Here is a 19,585-nt window from a genome sequence, read left to right on the forward strand (position 1 = left end):
TATGGAAAAAACAATAGTTGATATTTTATATGAAGACTTTTTAAACCTAAATCAATTTCTTATTAAAAATGAAGAGCCATCATTTACTGTATTAATTGATGATCATTTTAGAAAATCTTTATTATTAAGTTCTGCGAGTTTTTTTGAATATCAAATTTGCAATATTCTGACAGAATATTTTCATAACACCACTAATTCAAATTTAATAATCACTTCTTTCTTAAAAAACAAAGCAATATCTAGGCAATATCATACTTTTTTTTGTTGGGATGCCGCTAATGCAAACAATTTTTTTGCATTATTCGGTGAAAAATTTAAAAATCATATGACTGCTATAATTAAAGATAATGAAAAACTTGAATCATCAATTAAAGACTTTATGGAAATCGGGAGAGAAAGAAATAGACTGGTTCATCAAAACTATGCGAATTATACTATTGAAAAAACAGTTGACGAAATTTTTAATTTATTTAAATCTGCTCAGTATTTCATGGAAATATTTAATGTGAATATTAATTCAGTTTCGAATTAAAAGGAATACAATTAGCATATATAATACACGGTTGTGATTTAGCAGGGGTAGATAAGCAAGTTTTTAGTAATTTGGTAAAAGTTAGACTGGAGAAAGAGACACTACTTCGAACTCCCTAGCGTTTATTCGCAACAAATGTAGAGAGTCATAAAATAAAACCTCAAACAAAGTTATCTTCTTTGCAAGAATTAGAAAATGAAAAAAATAATTCCAACACTAGCCCTATTGATAATATTAGATATTTCAGTGTACTCACAAATTGTGTATTCAAGAAAAGTTGAAACAGGATATTTGAAATTTCTTGGTACTACAGTTCAGGTTGACCCGGGACCCACTTGGAGAGGATATAATTTAGACAAAAAACAAAATGGAATTGATCTTAATCTTATTAATGGAATAAAACTGAAAGAAAAGTTATTCTTAGGGCTCGGGTTTGGATATCTAAACTTTGAAGGAATTAATGGATTTTCTATTTTCTCAGACCTCGAATTCTTGACATTAAAAACGAAGTTAACGCCATTACTAAACCTGAAAATTGGATATAATCACATATGGAATCAATATGAAAATGGAAAAGGAAGTGCGACTGTGGAACTAGGCACAGGGTTAGCTTATAAACTGAAAGAGAAACTTAATATTTATGTGCAATTTGGATTTTTAATGACACAACAATCATTGTTGATGCCGATCCGAATTGGGGTAAACTTTTAGGAATTTATAGATATACATAATTTATACCCCGTTCTGAGGCTTTAGCTTCAACTTTTCTATTCCGCTAAACGTTGCCTTCACAGCTCTTAAACAACAAAAAACCCTGCTTTCGCAGGGTTCATTCATTAAATCTTGTCAAGGGCTATCTCCAGTACAGCCCTCTCCCCATGTACAATACTAACGGTTGTTGTCTTATCCTTGTACCCCGGCTTCTGCGCGGTAACTATATATTTGCCTTCCTCCATGTTTTTCTCGTTTAGCCCACCCCCTTTAGCCGTTTTACGAACTATGCTCTGCTTAGCGGTTTGGCTAGCACTCCTCTGTAGCCCATCATCGGGCGTAATGGTAAGGGTAGTATTGGCTAGCGGCTCTCCCGTTTGGGCATCGGTTACCAGAACCTTTAGCACCAGTGAGCCTACTCTTATACTAATAACCTTGCGTACACTCTTATACTCGTTGTAGAAATCGGGGTGCGAAATCCGCACCATCTCAATCAGCTTATCTGGATTAATAGTATGTAGAGTCGAAACAAAATAGGATGAACCTAAACTTCATCTATATTTCTGTTCGCTTTCCAATTTAGTTTCTTATTTTTGCATATAGGGTTATGAATTAATGATATGATTTTGAACAAATTCCATATTTTTCTCAACAAACTTGGATTTTCTGAAAAGGAACTTTCAGAGGCTCAGGATAATCTATTCACATACTCATTAAGCAATACTCCCAAACTTGAGATTTCATATTTCCACGTTTCTTCCCCCAATGACATTTTTAATATTCACCGCTTACTTTGGAACGAAAATAAGATTCAAACCTTTATTGCGATAGATGATTTTTATTCTTATGTCATCAATGCAAAAACGAAACCCGACAGCAAAAAACCTCTGTCAGGGAAAATAATTTCTTTTGACTATGGTGTTAACTCTGAAGGATTCGAGATAGAGAGTATTCAGGAAATTACAAAGGATTATATTGACTCATCTTATTTCTTCGATTTTGTTATTAAAAACAAGAAAAAAGGAACTGAAGTAGATAAAGATTTGTTATTAAACCTGATAACTCTTCGAAATAAGTTAATACACGAAAATAACGAAGATGTAATTCATCGTCTTATTTTAAGATGTCTATTCTTTAAATATCTCGAAGACAGAAAGATATTCTCTGAAAGCTATTTGGTTAAAACGCTCCAAACTGGTCAGCAGAGTGAATTAATAAGGATTTTCAACGAAGTAGCCAAGATCAATGGAGATGTTTTCAAATACGAAAATTTGATTGAATCAGACATCGAATCCTCTTACCTTACGGAACTTTTAGCATTTTTTAGTAGTGATTATCGAACAGGTCAATTGAGTCTTTTCCCCTATCAGTTCGATAAAATTCCTGTTCAGCTAATTAGTCACGTTTATGAAGCTTTTCTCCAAAGTGATGAAAAGAAAGGAAGGGGAATTTATTACACACCTGCTTTTGTCGTTAACTTTATGCTTGACCAATCGCTAAAACCTAGATTGGTTGAAAATAATAATATCTCAGTTCTCGATCCAGCGGTTGGTTCGGGAGCTTTTTTAGTGGAAAGTTTCAAGGCAATAATCAATTCTTATCCAACTAAGCCTCTCTACGAAAAGAAAAAAGAAATTTTACAGAATCAACTATTTGGAATTGACATTGATCCGAAGGCCTTACAAATAGCTGCATTTAGCTTGTATTTAGCTTTGCTCGAAGATGAGGACCCTGAATTTATCCGTGAAAAAATTAAAAATTCACATCCTATACTGCCATCACTGATAGGATCAAACTTAATATGTGCGAATGCAATTACCGACAACGTTTTTGAAGATAAAAAATTCGATTGCATTCTATCTAATCCACCATGGGGTTCGGTTGAGCCTGGCGAAGATCAGGAAACAATAAAAGAACGAAATGCGATAGGTTCAAAAGGTGAGAATGGTAACATGCCAGAATATCTGAATGTTTCAGATTATGAACGTTCTCAGGCTTTTCTGATACGTGTAAAAAAATGGAGCAAGCCTGAAACAGTTTTTTCATTGATTGTTAAAAACTCAATTTTACTGAATGATAATTCTCTCGATTTTCGCAGGGAATTGCTGGGGTTATATCAAATCAACTATTTCTTTGAACTATCAAATTACAACAAAATACTTTTCAAAAAACATATAATTGGAAAAGTCGGCAATAAAGATGTTGTCATTGGAGCAACTGAACCTTGTGCAATTCTGATATTTGAAAACAAGAAACAAGAAAATTCAGTTTTAACCTATATTTCACCTAAGCTAAATGGCTTTTCGGAAAACCTGAATGTTATCCATTTTACTGAAAAAGACAAGAATGAAATTGAACAGAGAATGTTTATTTTGGATGATCTTTTATGGCGGATTTTGGTAAATGGAGGTTTGGAAGATTTTATGCTTATTAAAAATAAGATAAATATTCAAAGAGATATTACTGTTGAATGTCGAGCCGGATTTCAACCAAAACAGAATATGGAACAATTGGGGCCTCCAATTTGGAAGAATATAATAGAACCAAATGATTTTAAACAATACACAATCATAAAGACTCTTAAAAAATTCAACTGGAATCAAAAGTTACACAGAAGAAGAGATGAAAATATTTTTAATGGAAATCGTATCATTGTTACAGTTAGGCCATTAGAGTCCGATAAAATAAGGTTTAGAGGTATTGAATTAAACGACGAGATACTACACAAACACAATATCCTCTCTATTAAGCTAAAAGAAGATAATAATGATATAGATGTTCATTCTCCTTATTTGGGTTTAATAAACTCCAGTTTATTCGGATATTACTTCTACAATGTTTCTTCTCAATGGGGAAAAGGTGAAGAAAAAAGAGATACGATAAGGAACGTAGATGTAGAAAAATTGCCTTTTATTCGTATTGCTAAAGAATCAGATGATTATTCAAGACTCTTTGGATTAGTTAAACAAATTGAAGAAAAGAAAAGTCTTGATTATGATACATCTGTTATAGAAAACAATCTTGATGAACAAATCTTTGATCTCTACAATCTAAAAGAGTACGAAAAAGAAATCATTCGTGAATTTTATCAGATCAAAGTAGAAAGAACTGGAATAAAACGTTTTGTTAATCAATCGGATATTAAAAACTACATTTCAAAATTTTCTGAGGTTTTTGAATTGATGCTAGATGATAACAGTAAATTAGTTGCATCCTATAGAATATCTGCCAATATTGGAGCAATAATTCGCTTTACCATTGTTGATTCGGACAGAATTCAGGAACCGACAGAAGATAATACACTTGAAGTATTAAATTTTGTAAAGAAAAAACAACTTCAAAAAGCCGATATATCAAAAATCATAAACGAGGATAAAGTAAAACTATACGAGGATAAATTCTTTTATCTTATAAAAAGTAACCTTTTCAAGGATTGGACCATTAGGCAAGCCACAAAAGATGCCAAAGAAGAATTAGGCCTAATGCTTTCAAATCTTCCAGCTGCGCATGAGTAAAAATCAATCATATTACCAGTTTGGATTGCAGCGTTTAAAGTATAAATCAGCAAAAGATTTGTATGAAAATCTATTCTTATCTGCAATCATTGATACATACGGGCGTATAGACAAATCAGGTGATATCGAAAATAATATTCGTGATAGGTTTATTTGGGATTTGGAAAGGAATAATCCTACAACTAAAAACTTAATTGATAATAATATCTTACTTTTAGATTTTGAAAGACAACACTTTGTGGATCAAATAGAGAAAAGAAGAACGGATATTGTTTTTTTCATTTCTGGCTTTGAAAAATTCATTATTGAATGCAAATGCCTTCATCAACAACCATCTAAAAATAAATCCTATAATGACGAAGGTGTAAAGCGTTTTGTTGAATTAAAATATGCTGAAAAAAATCAATATGCTAGTATGATTGGATTTGTGGTCTCTGGAAATATTTCAGAAGTATTTTTTGCCACCCAGACTAGTGTGTCAAATTATTATCCTTCGAATCCGAATACATTTCACGATCAAGTGAGCCCAAATTGGAAATATAGTTTTAAATCTATTCACAAACGCATAAACGATACCGATATTTTAATCTATCATTTGATTTTCCCTTTTTCAAGTTAGCAAATAATTAAATTGAAAGATTTTATAAAGCCATTCTATGGATTGAACTTGAGTGAAAACAAACTACATTCAAAGCTGTTTTCCATAACACCATCTTATACAACATCCGTGTAGTACAATGGCATTATGCAAAATAGCACCCTCATTAAGTTGAGGCGAAAGCCTCAACTTTTCTATTCCTCTAGGCTTTGCTTTCACAGTACTCAAACAACAAAAAACCCTGCTTTCGCAGGGTTCATTCGTTAAATCTTGTCAAGGGCTATCTCCAGTACAGCCCTCTCCCCATGTACAATACTAACGGTTGTTGTCTTATCCTTATACCCCGGCTTCTGCGCGGTAACTATATATTTGCCTTCCTCCATGTTTTTCTCGTTTAGCCCACCCCCTTTAGCCGTTTTACGAACTATGCTCTGCTTAGCGGTTTGGCTAGCACTCCTCTGTAGCCCATCATCGGGCGTAATGGTAAGGGTAGTATTGGCTAGCGGTTCACCTGTTTGGGCATCGGTTACCAGAACCTTTAGCACCAGTGAGCCTACTCCTATGCTAATAACCTTGCGCACACTCTTATACCCGTTGTAGAAATCGGGGTGCGAAATCCGCACCATCTCAATCAGCTTATCAATCTTAATGTAAGTATCAGCAAGGACTTTGAATAGATCTGCGAGGTGTCGGGTAGCCTGCTTCTTATCGGTAGTGCCCACTCGCCTTTGGGGGAAGGCATCGTTAAAATTCGTAATAGCCGTTTGCAGCTCATCCAAATTGGCTCTTGTAACGCCATAGCCATCTAGCAAGCCTAAATTATCCTTAGCATGGTCATAAATAACCTGGCAGCGGCTTTTCAACTCCGTATCGGAACTTCTTTTCAAATCGCTTTCGGAGTAATTAATCTTAGCAAGAAATACGGGGTTGTTTACATTGGTTGCGTATGCAACCATCCTACGGGCAATATCAACAGCGGGCACAATAAGCGTTGCCTTCAGCTGGTTTTTGTTTGCCGTAATCCCTGTCTTATCCAGCTCTTGGAGCTGCTGCGCTGCCTGTATATCGGCGTTTGTAGTTTTAATTTCTGTGTAATAGGTTACAAAATTTGGCAGGCCATCGGTAATAGAGGAATAATTTCTTAGGAAGATTTCTGTCGACATCGACATTCTAATGTTGCCGTCTTGTTTGCTTGTCATATTCTTAAGATTTTTAGGATGAATAAATTGTTAATTACAAAAGGCTTAAAAACATCATTTTAAATTCGTAATAGTTAAATTAAAACATGCTTAGTAAAAACATAAAATATTTTTGATTAAATGTATTTTTACAACAAACGGCAGCTAGTATTATTTTATTATATACGAGTAGCATTTATTCTACCTACACTTGGCTTAGTATAACTTTAGGTTAGCCATGAATGCTAATCGACTGGCAATGAATGAGGATATAAATTGGCTGAACGATTAGCAGATTACTATGAACACTCGCCAGATAGCTATGAACGCTTGACAGATAGCTATGAACGCTTGACAGATTGCTATGAACACTCGCCAGATCGTTTTGAAGGGCTGACAGATCGTTTTGAAGGGCTGACAGATCGTTTTGAAGGGTTGACAGATCGTTTTGAACACTTGACAGATGGCTATGAACACTCACCAGATCGTTTTGCATGGTCGCCAGATCATTATGAAGGGTAGTCAGATTGTTATGAAGGCTAGACAGACGATTTTGAAAGAAGGTGAAATGATAAGAGTTCCGAACTTTTTAAAAGTTCGGAACTCTAGGGTTTCCCTTGTTAAGTCGGATATGGAAAAACCAAATATTGAACTGTATTAAAAATTAGGTTCTTTGCTAATATGAGGATTTTTAATCAGTTTAAATTTAATTTGCTAAATTCGACTTTGAAACCTGTTGGTTGCGGGTTTGAATATTATAACTATGCTATCCTTCTAAAGCCTTAATCGAGTGAAAAAACTATACTCTTACAACCTTATAACAAGGATTATATTTTTATTATTGACCCCAACGCTGTTTCGGGCATTAAACTTTGCATTTATATGGCATTCTATTTATTGGGGAACAATTACCTTGGTTGTAATAATTTGGGGTGTTATAATTTTGATTTCTCCGCTTGTTGGTAGGATAGGGTGTGGTTGGATTTGCTTTATGGGCACAATTCAAGATATTACAAGCCAACGTTCCATATTTCATATAAAGTGGAAAAAATCCATTGTTTGGATACGAATTCTTAATATCTGTGCATTTTTCACAACTGCATTTATCTTCTTCTTCGTTCGATTAGATTTTGGAACAATTACCGGATTCAAATTTGACCTGTGGTTTTTAGATATGGACTTCAATCTGCACTACAAACAAGTATGGCTTTATGATACATTGGGTGCTGTTTTAATGGGATTATTATTAGAACGTCGTTGGGTGTGCCGCAACCTATGCTTTATGGGTGCATTATGCGCATCAGGGGCTTCAATTTCCAGATTAATACCAGTGGTTGATTCACAGAAATGTAATCTTTGCGGTAAATGCGAAAATGATTGCTTAGTAAGAATTCCAATTAAACACTATGTTGCGAATAATAATGGGTTGGTAACTAATTCAGAATGTCTACTATGCGGAAAATGTATTGAGAGTTGTAAATATAAAGCAATGAAGATTAAATTTATATGGAATCGGAAAAAGTACATTCAAAAGCTCAGTTTTGTGCATGAGAAAAATGATTAAAATAGTCACAAGAGGCATAAATCAATGATGATTTTAAAAGAACTATATTTGTATAAGGATGTCAAATATCAGACCTATACATCTATTTTTTGGTGGATAGATATGGGGGAATTAGACAAATAAATGAGTTAGGCAACATTATTAAGGACAATAAATCATCAGACTGACGGGTATATTTAAATTAAAATAAACTGAAAGGAGGCATACTATGAATAAAGATAAGAAAATGATATTAGGATATATTACAGGAGGATTACTAGTTATTGGATTAATGCCTTTAACTATTTATATAATTACTTCGTTATTGGATAAAATATTTAGACTAGAAATCATCCAGAATTCGATAATAAGATGGTTCAGTATCATATTGTTGATTGTAATTGGATTAATTTATGGAATTTGGTCAATAATTATTCAAAACACTATTGGAAAAGGAGGTCCTGTAGAAATAGGGAATATAGAAATAAGTCCTAAAACAGAGAATCTTGTTGTATCAGGACCATATAAAAACACAAGAAATCCTATGTTATTTGGGACTTTTTTAATATATTTTGCTTTTGCACTATTTATTAACTCAATAACCTCTGTTATATTAGTCCTTGCAATTTTTGTTTTTATGTTGACAGTTGTTGTGAAAATGGAAGAAAAGAGATTATTAAAAGATTTTGGAAATCAATATGAGGAATACAGAGGAAAAGTTTCAAAGTTCATTCCATGGTTCAAAAAAACAAATAATAAAAACTGTTTAACTATTGAATTTATTTCACATCGAAAATTGAATAAATTAAAGATACGGCATGAGAGCACCAAAAATAACGTTGCCTAACACACAATATAGCCAATAAGGGTTTAAGAGGTATGCCAAGTGCATCGCCCGCAGGCAAGTTTCGTATCGGGCGATAGGAACGTAGCCATGCAATCCCTTACGGCGCATAGCCTAAAACGGTGTATGTCATGCTATGACGACCAACCAACACGAATGATTATTACTTACAGATTGACAAAATGAAGAAATATTTAGAATTAACCTTTTGGCAGAAGATCACACATTTTTTTATAGTTCCTTTTCTTTTTTTCATACCAGCAATGATAGTTATCGACCTATTTAAAATTTTTGCAACAAATTCTTATGCTGGATTACGTTCCGTGAATGAATTATTGATGGTTTCTTTGCCTTTCCTTGTTCTAGGAATTGCCTTTATTTTCATTCAGAAAAGAAGATTGACATTTAAAATAATAGACATAAAATACACAAATGATCAATTCGATGAAACCGTTAGAAGAACTGTAGATGATCTTAATTGGAAAATTGAGCACAATAATAAAAATTTATTTCGCGCGTATAGAGGATCTAACTGGACAGGAAGTTGGGGTGAAATGATAACAATAATTAAGGAAGACAATAGATTGTATTTAAACAGCATTTGTGACCCTAATAGAATGAGTTCGGTAGTTTCATACGGTTGGAATAAAAAGAACCTGAAAACGTTCATAATTCACTTGAAAGCAGTAGTTAAGGAACAAAACGTAGACAATGAATAAAAGCACGCCACACAACGCGTGGTTATACCCACTGGGGTTGACTTGCAAACAGGAAAGTTTAACGTGGGATATAGAAGCTGCAGCTTACTCCCAAGCATGCCCAGCCACGGGAGCCGTTAAAACAATTTAAATAAAGAATTATGACCAAAGCAATTAGAGTTTACTCCTTAATGATTATCCTGCTTGGATTTATAGCACCAAGCGTAATTTATGGGCAAGATATTAATATGAAGATTGGGTTAAGAGATAGTATTAAATCCGAAATTCTTCATAACAGCAGAAAGATTATGATACATCTACCGGATAGCTATTCCAAATCCAGTAAATCATATCCTGTGATGTATCAAGTTAAAGGCGATACAGCTTCAATGTTAGAAGTTATTTCGACTGTTAATCGCTTGGCTCTTGGAGAAGAAATTATGCCCGAGATGATTATAGTTGCAATAGAAACTGTAAGCGGAAAGGATGTGTGGCCAACAGATACGACCACGGCTAAAGGAGTTAATGATTTTCAGGCTTTTTTTGAGAAAGAACTTATTCCCTACATCGGAAAGAAATATAGAACTACGGATGATAGGATTTTGTATGGACAATCAACAACCGCTGTATTTACTCTTTACACTTTTATAACCAAACCAAAATTGTTTAACTCATATATTGCTTGTAGTGGTGCATTTCCATTTTGTGAAAATTATTTTAAAGAAATAAGCCTTAAGTCCTTTCAACAGTATGATAAATTCAATGGTCAAAAAATCTTTATTACAAATGGACTTAAAGACCCGCTAATTGCTCAAGTCAATTCACTTCAACAAATGACAGATTTTTCTAATTTAGTTAAGGAGAAATTGGGAAATAGGGTAGCATATAAATATTTGACTTATGAAAACGAAGGACATGTACCTTTTCATAGTTTATTCGATGGTTTGAAGTTTATTTATCAAACTAATGAAAAGAAATAAACTACTGGTAACATGCGGTTCTTAGGGCAGAGATGGTAATATGAATTATTGCGTATATTTAGAAAAATTATAACATGGGATGATGGAGTTGCCAGTTAATTCAGCAACACTCCAAGCCATGTAATCTCTAGTAAAAATTGAATAAAGACTCACAATATGACAGAGAATAACGATAGAATAGATCAGCTTGTTAAAAAGCTTGATTCTTTAATGCAAAGACAGGATGGTTTTTGGAGAGAGATAAGTGAACTGCGTGAACAGATCAACAATCTTAAGTCCTTGCAAACAAAGGGGAGGGTTGAAGAAACGAAAAAAATAGTTGTAGATCAGCCTATTGCGGCTGATGCTAAAAAGGAGACTGTAGCATCAATATATAAAGCACATAAAGAGGAGAAATCCAAGGAACAACCTGAGTATTCAAATATTAATTCCGATATAACTCCAAAGTTAAAAACAGATTTCGAGAAATTTATTGGGGAAAATCTAATCAATAAAATAGGTATTATTATTACTGTAATTGGGGTTGCAATAGGGGCAAAATACTCTATAGAGCATCAGTTAATTAGTCCACTTACTAGAATAATATTGGGCTACCTAGTAGGATTAGGGTTACTTGGATTTGGCATTAAACTGAAGAAGAATTACAAAAACTATAGTGCTGTGCTTGTTAGCGGGGCAATAGCAATTATGTATTTCATAACCTATTCGGCATATAGCTTTTACAGCCTGATACCTCAAGAGATTACCTTCCTTTTAATGGTCTTTTTCACTGCATTTACTGTAATTGCTGCTATTAACTATAATCTTCAGGTTATTGCACATATAGGACTTGTTGGTGCATACGCTGTTCCCTTTTTATTAAGCGATGGATCGGGGAGAGTGGCTATACTATTCAGCTATATGTCCATTATTAACATTGGCATTTTGGTAATTGCCTTTAAAAAGTACTGGAAATCACTTTTCTATTCAGCATTTGTATTTTCGTGGCTTATTTTCTCATCATGGTTCGCTTCAAAGTATAATGCAGATGAGCACTTCAATTTAGCACTGTTATTTATATCTATCTTCTTTGTGACTTTCTATACTATCTTTCTTGCATACAAGCTGCTACAAAAGGAGAAGTTTAATGCAGGAGATATTTTGTTGTTGCTATCAAACTCATTTATATTTTTCGGTTTTGGTTATGCCATATTAAGCAACAATACTACAGGAAAGGAACTTTTGGGGCTGTTCACTTTATGTAATGCCATTATCCACTTTGGGGTGAGCACAATAATTTACAGGCAAAAACTTGCCGACAGAAATCTGTTTTTCCTTGTGGTTGGATTGGTTTTGGTCTTTATAACCATTGCCATTCCAGTTCAGCTGGATGGGAATTGGGTAACATTATTATGGGCAATTGAAGCAGCATTGCTATTCTGGATAGGTAGAACGAAAAATGTTCCAGCGTATGAAATACTTTCATATCCACTTATGCTTTTAGCTTTTATTAGTATCGGGCACGATTGGTTTGCTATTACCCATTATAGCCAAGAACAACCAGAATATTGGATTTTCCCATTTCTCAATATCAATTTCTTATCCGCTCTATTGGTTGTTACCTCTTTTGCTTTTATTCTTTACCTGAATAGTAGTAAAAAATATGTCTCATTTCTATCTTCAAAAAGAGGATTAAATTCAATAATTACTTTTGCAATTCCTACTATTCTACTAATCGTCCTTTACAACTCAATTAGGCTCGAAATTGCAACTTACTGGAATCAGCTATATGTAGATTCTGCCATTAGGATAAAAGTAGACGATCAGGAATTTCCAAACATCTACATGAATGATGCTCTAAATTTTTTCAAAAGAATATGGATAATTAACTATACTTTGCTGTTCTTCTCGGTTTTATCGATTGTGAATATTAAAAAACTTAAAAATGCCGTTTTTGGGTATATTAACCTTGCATTGAATACCCTATCAGTAGTGATATTTCTTACTATAGGATTGTACATTCTGAGCGAACTTAGGGATAATTATCTACATCAAACACTGTCGGAATATTATCACAGAGGTGGCTTTTATATTGGGATACGATATGTCTCTTTCGCTTTTATTGGGTTGATGTTAGCATCTTGTTACATGTTAATTAATCAAGATTTCATAAAATCAACCTCTTCAAAACTGGTAAGCGCATTTGATTTACTGCTTTACACCTCTGTGCTTTGGATTTTAAGTAGTGAGCTGATTGCATGGTTGGATATCATGAAATCCACACAGGAATATAAACTCGGGTTAAGCATATTGTGGGGTGTATACGCTCTGCTTTTAACTGTTTTAGGCATCTGGAAAAAAGTAAAGCATCTGCGCATCTTTGCCATTGTGCTTTTTGGAATAACCCTAATTAAACTTTTCTTCTATGATATGTCACACCTTGAAACTATTCCTAAAACCATTGTCTTCGTATCATTGGGAGTACTTCTTTTAGTAATTTCATTTCTTTACAATAAATATAAACATAAGATATCCTAAGAAGATGAAAGTTAAACTAACATATCTGTTGCTATTTCTTTGCTCATTCTCCTTTGGGCAAATTAACCAATATGGCTACAAAAGAGAATTGATGGAGATAAAGGATCAATGGCACAAAGTGACTTTACCTAACGAAATATTTGGAAAGGTTTTGCCCGATCTCTCTGATGTTAGAATTTACGGTATTACCAAAAATAATGATACCATTGAAGCACCATATATTTTGCGGTTTGTATCGGAAAAAATATCACAGAAAGATGTGTCATTTAATTTGATCAATCAGTCAAAAAACGATAATGGATATTATTTTACATTTGAGATACCCACAAAAGACGCTATAAACCAATTAAATCTTGATTTTGGGCAACAAAACTTTGATTGGAGATTAGCTTTAGAGGGAAGTCAAAATCAGCAGGAATGGTTTACAGTTGTTGAGAACTATAGAATCCTATCGATTAGAAATGAGCTGACCAATTTTCAATTCACAAAGGTAGTCTTCCCTAATTCAAAGTATCGATATTTCCGATTACACATTAATAGCAGTGTAAAACCCGATTTTATAGCAGCAAAAATATCATTGATTGATATTATTGATGGAGATTTCAGAAGTTATAATTTCTGTTCAATTAAAACTGAGAACGACAAGCAGAATAAGCAAACCATAATTAATTTTAACCTGAAATCGGCTGTTCCTGTATGCTACCTTAAAATTTTTGTAAAGGATACTTTTGATTACTACAGACCAATAACAATTAAATACTTAACCGATAGTGTTAATACCCAGCAAGGATGGAGGTATAGTTACAGCACTTTAACATCAGGTACGCTTAATTCGATTGAGGGAAATGTGTTTTTATTCAGTAGCACCATTCTCAATAAGTTAAAAGTAGTAATAGAGAATCATGATAATAAGCCATTGCAGATTGATTCATTGGTAGTAAAAGGTTATGTGTACGAACTATTAGGACGTTTTACCGAACCTGCAACCTACTACTTAACCTATAGAAACAATCAAGCATCAAAGCCCCAATACGACATTAACCGCTTTACCGATAAAATCCCTACAACCCTAAAAATATTAAGATTAGGTGATGAGCAATTAATCGGCAAACAAATCAAAACCAAAACAGAACCTCTGTTTCAGAACAAGATTTGGCTTTGGCCCATTATGGCATTAATTATTATTCTGCTTGGATGGTTTTCAATTGGAATGATAAAAAAGAAATAGGAATTTGAACTATTTGCCTTCAATTCCTTCAGAATTATATAGCTGAAGTCCCGTCAAATCTAATATATAAAAGCCAAACGTTGAAAATGATTTTTGAACGGCTCATTCCTGATATTAATGTTTAGTAGTGCTATTTCTTTTAAATTTGTGAACTTAAATATTCATCTATTGTTATTTTATAAACACTACTTAAAAGAATTGCGAAAGGATGCAAGAATCAATGCTTAATATTCCAGATACTAATCAGGAGAGGGTTGTTATAATCGGATGCGGTTTTGCTGGCCTTGAAATGGCCAAGAGGCTTAAAAAATCAAATTTTCAGGTAGTACTGATCGATAAGAATAACTATCATCAATTTCAGCCACTTTTTTATCAGGTTGCCACTGCGGGTTTGGAGCCTCGTGATATATCATTTCCCATAAGAAAAATATTTCACGAGCAAAAGGATATTATAATCCGTATTTCCGAGGTAACAGGGATTAACGCCGAAAATAAAACGGTTGAAACAGCAATCGGTAATTTAAAATATGATCATCTGGTTTTAGCTCAGGGGGCAACCACATCGTATTTTGGTTTAAATAATGTAGAGAAGTTCTCTCAACCCATGAAGAGTGTTATTGAGGCATTGGAAGTACTTAATTCAATACTTCATAACCTCGAGGATGCATTGGTTAATACAAATCCAGATAGTGTTGATGAGCTAACTAAAATAGTTATTGTTGGTGGTGGACCAACTGGCGTGGAACTTTCAGGAGCATTAGCTGAGATGAAACGATATGTTTTCCCAAAGGACTACCCCGAACTTGATTGTAGTAGGATTAGGATTATACTTGTTGAGGCATCGTCAAGGCTTCTTGGCGGGTTATCGGAGAAATCGTCGATTAAGGCCGAAAAGTTTTTGAAAAAACTTGGTGTTGAAATAATGAAAGATACTCAGGTTGTAGATTATGATGGGAGCACAATAAAGTTAAAGGACAAAGATTCAATCAAATCCAAAACCCTTATTTGGGCTGCTGGTATTAAAGGAAATGAGATTCAGGGTTTTTTACAAGAGGTGAATACCAAATCGAAACTGTTGATTGTTGATCAATTTCACAGGGTTAAAGGCTATGATAATATTTATGCAATTGGGGATGTTGCAGCAATGATCTCGGATAAATGGCCTGCTGGGTATCCGCAAGTTGCACAGGTTGCAATACAATCGGCACGAAACTTGGCTCGTAACTTAATCTACGAAAAGAAGGGTAGGAGCCCAAAACCCTTCCATTATTTCGATTGGGGCACAATGGCTACCGTGGGAAGAAATAAAGCAGTAGTAGACCTAAAATACATTAAATTTCAAGGGGTAATTGCATGGTTTGCCTGGATGTTCATCCATCTTCGCTCAATATTCGGGGTAAAGAATAAAATTCTAATACTTATTAACTGGATTTGGAGTTACATCACTTACGATCAATCGTTGAGGTTAACGTTTTTACCTAAGAATTTTCGATTCTCCAGAAAAGGTTAGTTAGAATAAGTACTTAAAGTGCCTAGAGTACTTCGAGTGCCTAGAGTTATTCGTGTATTTCTAACTTTAAGTACTTTAGGCACTCAAGGCACTCAAAGTACTTTACTTCTTTAATTGGTATATTCCTGTTTTATTGATGTATTTAAGAACATCCTCGGGTATATACATGCTAACATCATCTCCGTTAATAAGTTTTTCTCTTACAGAAGTTGAGGAGAAATCGAAAAGAGGCGCATTTATTTTTTTTACAGGATACTTACTTGTCAGCTCGCTCATATTGCTCCCTTTGCGTGGATAAATGAATATCTTATAATCATTAATGAGGGTGTTGTACTCTTTCCATTTGGTTATTGATTCCAATGAATCGGAACCGAGTATAATGATAAACTCTTTATCGGGGTATTTAGCCCCAAGGACTCTTAATGTATCAATGGTGTAGGAGGGTTTGGGCATATTCATCTCGATATCGCAAATAAGCATTCTGTTTTCATTAAAAGGGATTGCCTTTTTTACCATTTCGAGACGGTGATAATCGGGAGCAAGAATATCTTTTTCTTTAAGCGGATTTTGTGGACTTACCACAAACCACAACTCATCTACTTCCGTGAAGTCAACTATATAGTTAGCAATGGCCAAATGACCATTGTGGATTGGATTGAACGAACCAAAGAAAAGCCCTGTCTTCACTAGAGTATAGTTAGGTGAATGATTAAGAATTTATAAAGGCTTTTACAACATCTTCGGCTTCTTTAGATGATCTGTCAAGACAATCGTTAATTAGAATTTTATCGAATTGATTTGAATAGGTCATCTCTTCGGCTGCCTTTCCCACACGCTTATTTAAGGACTCTATACTCTCTGTTCCTCGTGATTCTAATCTTTGCTTTAGAGCCTCAATTGAAGGAGGTTTAACAAATATTGAAAGAGCATTGTTGCCAAACTGTTTTTTTAAGTTGATACCCCCTTTAACATCAACATCAAAAACAACCACATTATTTTTTGCCCAAATTCTTTCAATTTCCGATTTAAGAGTTCCATAGAATGAACCTTCGTAGACCTCTTCCCATTCAATAAATTCATTATTGGAAATTCTACGCATAAATTCATCAACGCTTAAAAAGTAATAATCTTTACCATCCACTTCACCATTACGTTTTGGCCTACTACAAGCAGAAATGGAGAATTCCAAATTTGGTAAAACCTTTAATAAATGCTTAACTATTGTTGTTTTTCCCGATCCTGAAGGGGCAGATAGTATAAGGAGTTTTCCTTGCATGCCTATAAAAGTTGACTGTTATTAGTTTTAAGTTGCCAGTTTAAAAATGTTTAATCGGATATGATTTATTGTAAGTTCGAAAGCGATAACCCAATATGGCTATGCTTATAGAATATTCAGAGATTGTTCTTTGATTTTTTCTAACTCATCCTTCATTAACACTACAAATTTCTGCATATCTGCTTGGTTTGCCTTAGAGCCGAGGGTATTAATTTCGCGTCCCATCTCCTGCAATATAAAACCTAGTTTTCGACCAACTGGAAGATCCTCATTCACGGTATTTATAAAGTATTTACAATGGTTTCGTAAACGAACTTTCTCCTCAGTAACATCCATCTTTTCTAAATAGTAAATTAGTTCCTGTTCAAATCTATCATTATCAATCTTTATTTCTTTCCCTAAATTCTTAAGGCTTTCCTGTAGTTTGCTTTTTACTGTTTCAAGACGTTGCTTTTCGAAAGGTTCAATTTTATCTAGTAAATCCTCAATTAGTCTAACTCGCTCGGTGATATCTTTTTCAAGTGCCTTGCCTTCCTGTTGCCTGAATAGAAACATTTTTTCTAATGCTGCATTTATACACTCGAAAACGGCATTCCACTCTTCGTCAGTTACCTCAACCTTTTCAATCTTAAGGACATCGGGTAGTCGTAGGATAGTTTGAAAAACAGGCTCTTGTGTAATAGATATATTACAATCGTTAGATATTTTCTGAATCTGGTCATAATATGATTTGAAAACCCCAGCATTGATAGGTAGTGAGGAGTTCTCTTTTTTCTCATCAACATTAATGTAAAAATCAATCTTCCCTCGTGTCAATTTCGATGTTAATAAATTACGAATGTCGTACTCCCTATCGCGGTAAATCATAGGAGTTTTAACATTTAAATCGAGTTGTTTGCTGTTAAGCGATTTCACTTCAACGGTAATGTTTTTCCCGTTAAACTGAATCTCCGCTTTCCCAAATCCGGTCATTGATATTAGCATAGTACATATATTATTATGCAAAAGTAGTTTTTTTGAGGACTCACTGAATCAATCTTATATTGAATTAACCCAAAATCAATAATTTAAAATAGAAGCGGGGTTAGTCAGCAGTATCCATAGCAATAGCTGGTTCAACAACTCCTTTCTTTTTCCAGTTTCCCATTTTATAGTATATGTATGAACCGAGTGTTCCAAAGCACCAAGTCATTGGAATTGCCCACCAAATACCATCAACTCCAAGGCTGGTATATTGACTTAGAGAGTAAGCTAGTGGAACTCGGACTATCCAAAGTGTGAAAAGGGAGATAAACATAGGAACTAGGGTTGCTCCAGCACCCCTTAACACTCCGTTATAGGTTTGCATGGTGGAAAAGAAGACGTAAAAAAGACTCACAATAATCAGGTATCTATGACCCGCTTTTGCAACCTCTGGATTGTTTGTGAATAGCAACATCAGATTATTACCCCATACAACCATTACAATAGTTATAATAGTACAAAATGTAGCTGACATTATGAATGTGGCACGTAGTCCTTTTTTTATTCTTGACACCTTATTTGCACCCAAATTTTGACCAACAAAACCTGAAAGAGCTGCAGAAAAATTCATGGCGGGGAGGGCTGCTAGCATATCGAGCCTACTTGCTGCTGTATATCCAGCAATAACAATGGTACCGTATGTATTAACAATACTATTTATTGCCATTGCGCCTAGTCCAAGTAATGTTTGTTGAACTCCTGTCGGGAGACCAATTTTAACGCTTTGCCAGAATATCTTCTTATCAAAATGAATGTTCTTAAGGTCAATACGAATAATATGATGATTTCGGTTTAGGTAAAATAGTATAGCTCCATAAGCAGCTGCCTGTGATATTAATGTAGATAATGCTGCTCCAACAATTCCCCATTTGAAAACAAGGATGAAAAGTAAATCGAGAAGAATATTAATAAAAATAGCGACGATCATGAAGTAAAGTGGTGTTTTGGAATCGCCAATTCCACGGAGAATTGATATTGTTGCGTTAAAACAAAACATTATTACTAAGCCTGATAGATTGATGTTTAGATATAGTTTAGCATCGTGCATTAGTTCGGAGGGCAATTGCAACAGTTTAAATAACCATCCGCTGCATAAAATGCCTATGATAGTAAGTGCTATTCCTGCAAAAAAGAGAAATATATTGATAGTATCAGATGAACGTCGAACTTTTTCATAATCTTTTGCACCGAAATATTGTGATACTACAACTGAGGTTCCCATTCCAATTCCAATGGTAAGCGAAATAAGGGTGAAAATTATAGGTGTTGATGCTCCAACCGCCGCTAATGCTTTTTCTCCAAGATATTTTCCAACAATTATGCTATTAACAACCTGGTAAAGTTGCTGGAAAACATTGCCTAGTAACATTGGTAGTGCAAATTGGAATATTAGCTTGGCCTCGTTCCCTTTTGTTAAATCTTTCATTAATTT

18 protein-coding genes are annotated in these 19,585 nt (G+C 34.3%); 12 read left to right on the forward strand and 6 right to left on the reverse strand.

All coding sequences use genetic code 11. The annotated features are described in order from the left end of the window. Window position 1: 1 nt before the first annotated feature. Both HOO91_18330 and HOO91_18335 read left to right on the forward strand, forming a co-directional pair. On the forward strand, window positions 2–532 hold the full coding sequence (locus HOO91_18330; GenBank protein ID NOU19517.1) for a hypothetical protein: 531 nt from the start codon (window positions 2–4) through the stop codon (window positions 530–532). 195 nt (window positions 533–727) lie between these two features. After that, window positions 728–1,243: a hypothetical protein gene (locus HOO91_18335; protein NOU19518.1), complete on the forward strand. Its 516-nt coding sequence runs from the start codon at window positions 728–730 to the stop codon at window positions 1,241–1,243. Window positions 1,244–1,368: 125 nt separating this feature from the next. On the opposite strand, the gene HOO91_18340 is transcribed toward HOO91_18335, so the two are convergent. Further along, window positions 1,369–1,731 carry a carboxypeptidase regulatory-like domain-containing protein gene (locus HOO91_18340; protein ID NOU19519.1) on the reverse strand — a complete coding sequence of 121 codons (363 nt, stop codon included), beginning with the start codon at window positions 1,729–1,731 and terminating at the stop codon, window positions 1,369–1,371. 132 nt (window positions 1,732–1,863) lie between these two features. Here HOO91_18340 and HOO91_18345 point away from each other — a divergent pair, with 132 nt between their 5' ends. Beyond that, a complete protein-coding gene (locus HOO91_18345; GenBank protein ID NOU19520.1) occupies window positions 1,864–4,758 on the forward strand; it encodes an N-6 DNA methylase in 2,895 nt (964 codons plus the stop codon). Next, window positions 4,751–5,377: a hypothetical protein gene (locus HOO91_18350; protein NOU19521.1), complete on the forward strand. Its 627-nt coding sequence runs from the start codon at window positions 4,751–4,753 to the stop codon at window positions 5,375–5,377. The genes HOO91_18345 and HOO91_18350 overlap by 8 nt, the downstream gene beginning before the upstream one ends. A 242-nt stretch (window positions 5,378–5,619) precedes the next feature. Here the strand turns inward: HOO91_18350 and HOO91_18355 are convergent, their stop codons facing one another. Further along, a complete protein-coding gene (locus HOO91_18355) occupies window positions 5,620–6,555 on the reverse strand; it encodes a carboxypeptidase regulatory-like domain-containing protein (protein ID NOU19522.1) in 936 nt (311 codons plus the stop codon). 255 nt (window positions 6,556–6,810) lie between these two features. On the opposite strand from HOO91_18355, the gene HOO91_18360 reads away from it, so the two are divergent. From HOO91_18360 to HOO91_18395, 8 genes are all read left to right on the forward strand, one after another. Further along, the gene (locus HOO91_18360) at window positions 6,811–7,056 is read left to right on the forward strand and encodes a hypothetical protein (GenBank protein ID NOU19523.1); all 246 of its coding nucleotides are present in this window, start codon (window positions 6,811–6,813) and stop codon (window positions 7,054–7,056) included. A gap of 268 nt (window positions 7,057–7,324) precedes the next feature. Further along, complete coding sequence (locus HOO91_18365) at window positions 7,325–8,098, forward strand: 4Fe-4S binding protein (GenBank protein NOU19524.1); 774 nt, start codon at window positions 7,325–7,327, stop codon at window positions 8,096–8,098. 208 nt (window positions 8,099–8,306) lie between these two features. Further along, a complete protein-coding gene (locus HOO91_18370) occupies window positions 8,307–8,924 on the forward strand; it encodes an isoprenylcysteine carboxylmethyltransferase family protein (protein NOU19525.1) in 618 nt (205 codons plus the stop codon). A gap of 179 nt (window positions 8,925–9,103) precedes the next feature. Then, complete coding sequence (locus HOO91_18375) at window positions 9,104–9,640, forward strand: hypothetical protein (GenBank protein ID NOU19526.1); 537 nt, start codon at window positions 9,104–9,106, stop codon at window positions 9,638–9,640. A gap of 140 nt (window positions 9,641–9,780) precedes the next feature. Further along, window positions 9,781–10,599, forward strand: coding sequence for a hypothetical protein (locus HOO91_18380; protein ID NOU19527.1), 819 nt, complete (start codon window positions 9,781–9,783; stop codon window positions 10,597–10,599). 156 nt (window positions 10,600–10,755) lie between these two features. Then, on the forward strand, window positions 10,756–13,116 hold the full coding sequence (locus HOO91_18385; protein NOU19528.1) for a DUF2339 domain-containing protein: 2,361 nt from the start codon (window positions 10,756–10,758) through the stop codon (window positions 13,114–13,116). A 4-nt stretch (window positions 13,117–13,120) separates the two neighbouring features. Then, on the forward strand, window positions 13,121–14,344 hold the full coding sequence (locus HOO91_18390; protein ID NOU19529.1) for a DUF3999 family protein: 1,224 nt from the start codon (window positions 13,121–13,123) through the stop codon (window positions 14,342–14,344). Between the two features lie 220 nt (window positions 14,345–14,564). Further along, window positions 14,565–15,854, forward strand: coding sequence for an NAD(P)/FAD-dependent oxidoreductase (locus HOO91_18395; GenBank protein ID NOU19530.1), 1,290 nt, complete (start codon window positions 14,565–14,567; stop codon window positions 15,852–15,854). A 102-nt stretch (window positions 15,855–15,956) separates the two neighbouring features. Here the strand turns inward: HOO91_18395 and HOO91_18400 are convergent, their stop codons facing one another. The 4 genes from HOO91_18400 to HOO91_18415 form a co-directional block, all read right to left on the reverse strand. Further along, the gene (locus HOO91_18400) at window positions 15,957–16,571 is read right to left on the reverse strand and encodes a nicotinate-nucleotide adenylyltransferase (GenBank protein ID NOU19531.1); all 615 of its coding nucleotides are present in this window, start codon (window positions 16,569–16,571) and stop codon (window positions 15,957–15,959) included. Then, the gene (gmk, locus tag HOO91_18405) at window positions 16,564–17,130 is read right to left on the reverse strand and encodes a guanylate kinase (GenBank protein ID NOU19532.1); all 567 of its coding nucleotides are present in this window, start codon (window positions 17,128–17,130) and stop codon (window positions 16,564–16,566) included. Before gmk ends, HOO91_18400 begins: the two co-directional genes overlap by 8 nt. A 105-nt stretch (window positions 17,131–17,235) precedes the next feature. Continuing rightward, a complete protein-coding gene (locus tag HOO91_18410; protein ID NOU19533.1) occupies window positions 17,236–18,114 on the reverse strand; it encodes a YicC family protein in 879 nt (292 codons plus the stop codon). A 100-nt stretch (window positions 18,115–18,214) separates the two neighbouring features. Beyond that, window positions 18,215–19,579 (reverse strand): MATE family efflux transporter, encoded by a 1,365-nt coding sequence (locus tag HOO91_18415; protein NOU19534.1) that lies wholly within the window; start codon window positions 19,577–19,579, stop codon window positions 18,215–18,217. Between the last annotated feature and the right edge of the window lie 6 nt (window positions 19,580–19,585).

The organism is Bacteroidales bacterium (assembly GCA_013141385.1).
Classification (GTDB): domain Bacteria; phylum Bacteroidota; class Bacteroidia; order Bacteroidales; family Tenuifilaceae; genus UBA8529.

Coding starts and splice junctions, on each gene's coding strand:
- HOO91_18385 (NOU19528.1), top strand. CDS start 10,756: ATGACAGAGAATAACGATAGAATAGATCAGCTTGTTAAAAAGCTTGAT.
- HOO91_18410 (NOU19533.1), bottom strand. CDS start 18,114: ATGCTAATATCAATGACCGGATTTGGGAAAGCGGAGATTCAGTTTAAC.
- HOO91_18415 (NOU19534.1), bottom strand. CDS start 19,579: ATGAAAGATTTAACAAAAGGGAACGAGGCCAAGCTAATATTCCAATTT.
- gmk (NOU19532.1), bottom strand. CDS start 17,130: ATGCAAGGAAAACTCCTTATACTATCTGCCCCTTCAGGATCGGGAAAA.
- HOO91_18335 (NOU19518.1), top strand. CDS start 728: ATGAAAAAAATAATTCCAACACTAGCCCTATTGATAATATTAGATATT.
- HOO91_18355 (NOU19522.1), bottom strand. CDS start 6,555: ATGACAAGCAAACAAGACGGCAACATTAGAATGTCGATGTCGACAGAA.
- HOO91_18345 (NOU19520.1), top strand. CDS start 1,864: ATGATTTTGAACAAATTCCATATTTTTCTCAACAAACTTGGATTTTCT.
- HOO91_18340 (NOU19519.1), bottom strand. CDS start 1,731: ATGGTGCGGATTTCGCACCCCGATTTCTACAACGAGTATAAGAGTGTA.
- HOO91_18330 (NOU19517.1), top strand. CDS start 2: ATGGAAAAAACAATAGTTGATATTTTATATGAAGACTTTTTAAACCTA.
- HOO91_18375 (NOU19526.1), top strand. CDS start 9,104: ATGAAGAAATATTTAGAATTAACCTTTTGGCAGAAGATCACACATTTT.
- HOO91_18380 (NOU19527.1), top strand. CDS start 9,781: ATGACCAAAGCAATTAGAGTTTACTCCTTAATGATTATCCTGCTTGGA.
- HOO91_18350 (NOU19521.1), top strand. CDS start 4,751: ATGAGTAAAAATCAATCATATTACCAGTTTGGATTGCAGCGTTTAAAG.
- HOO91_18370 (NOU19525.1), top strand. CDS start 8,307: ATGAATAAAGATAAGAAAATGATATTAGGATATATTACAGGAGGATTA.
- HOO91_18395 (NOU19530.1), top strand. CDS start 14,565: ATGCTTAATATTCCAGATACTAATCAGGAGAGGGTTGTTATAATCGGA.
- HOO91_18390 (NOU19529.1), top strand. CDS start 13,121: ATGAAAGTTAAACTAACATATCTGTTGCTATTTCTTTGCTCATTCTCC.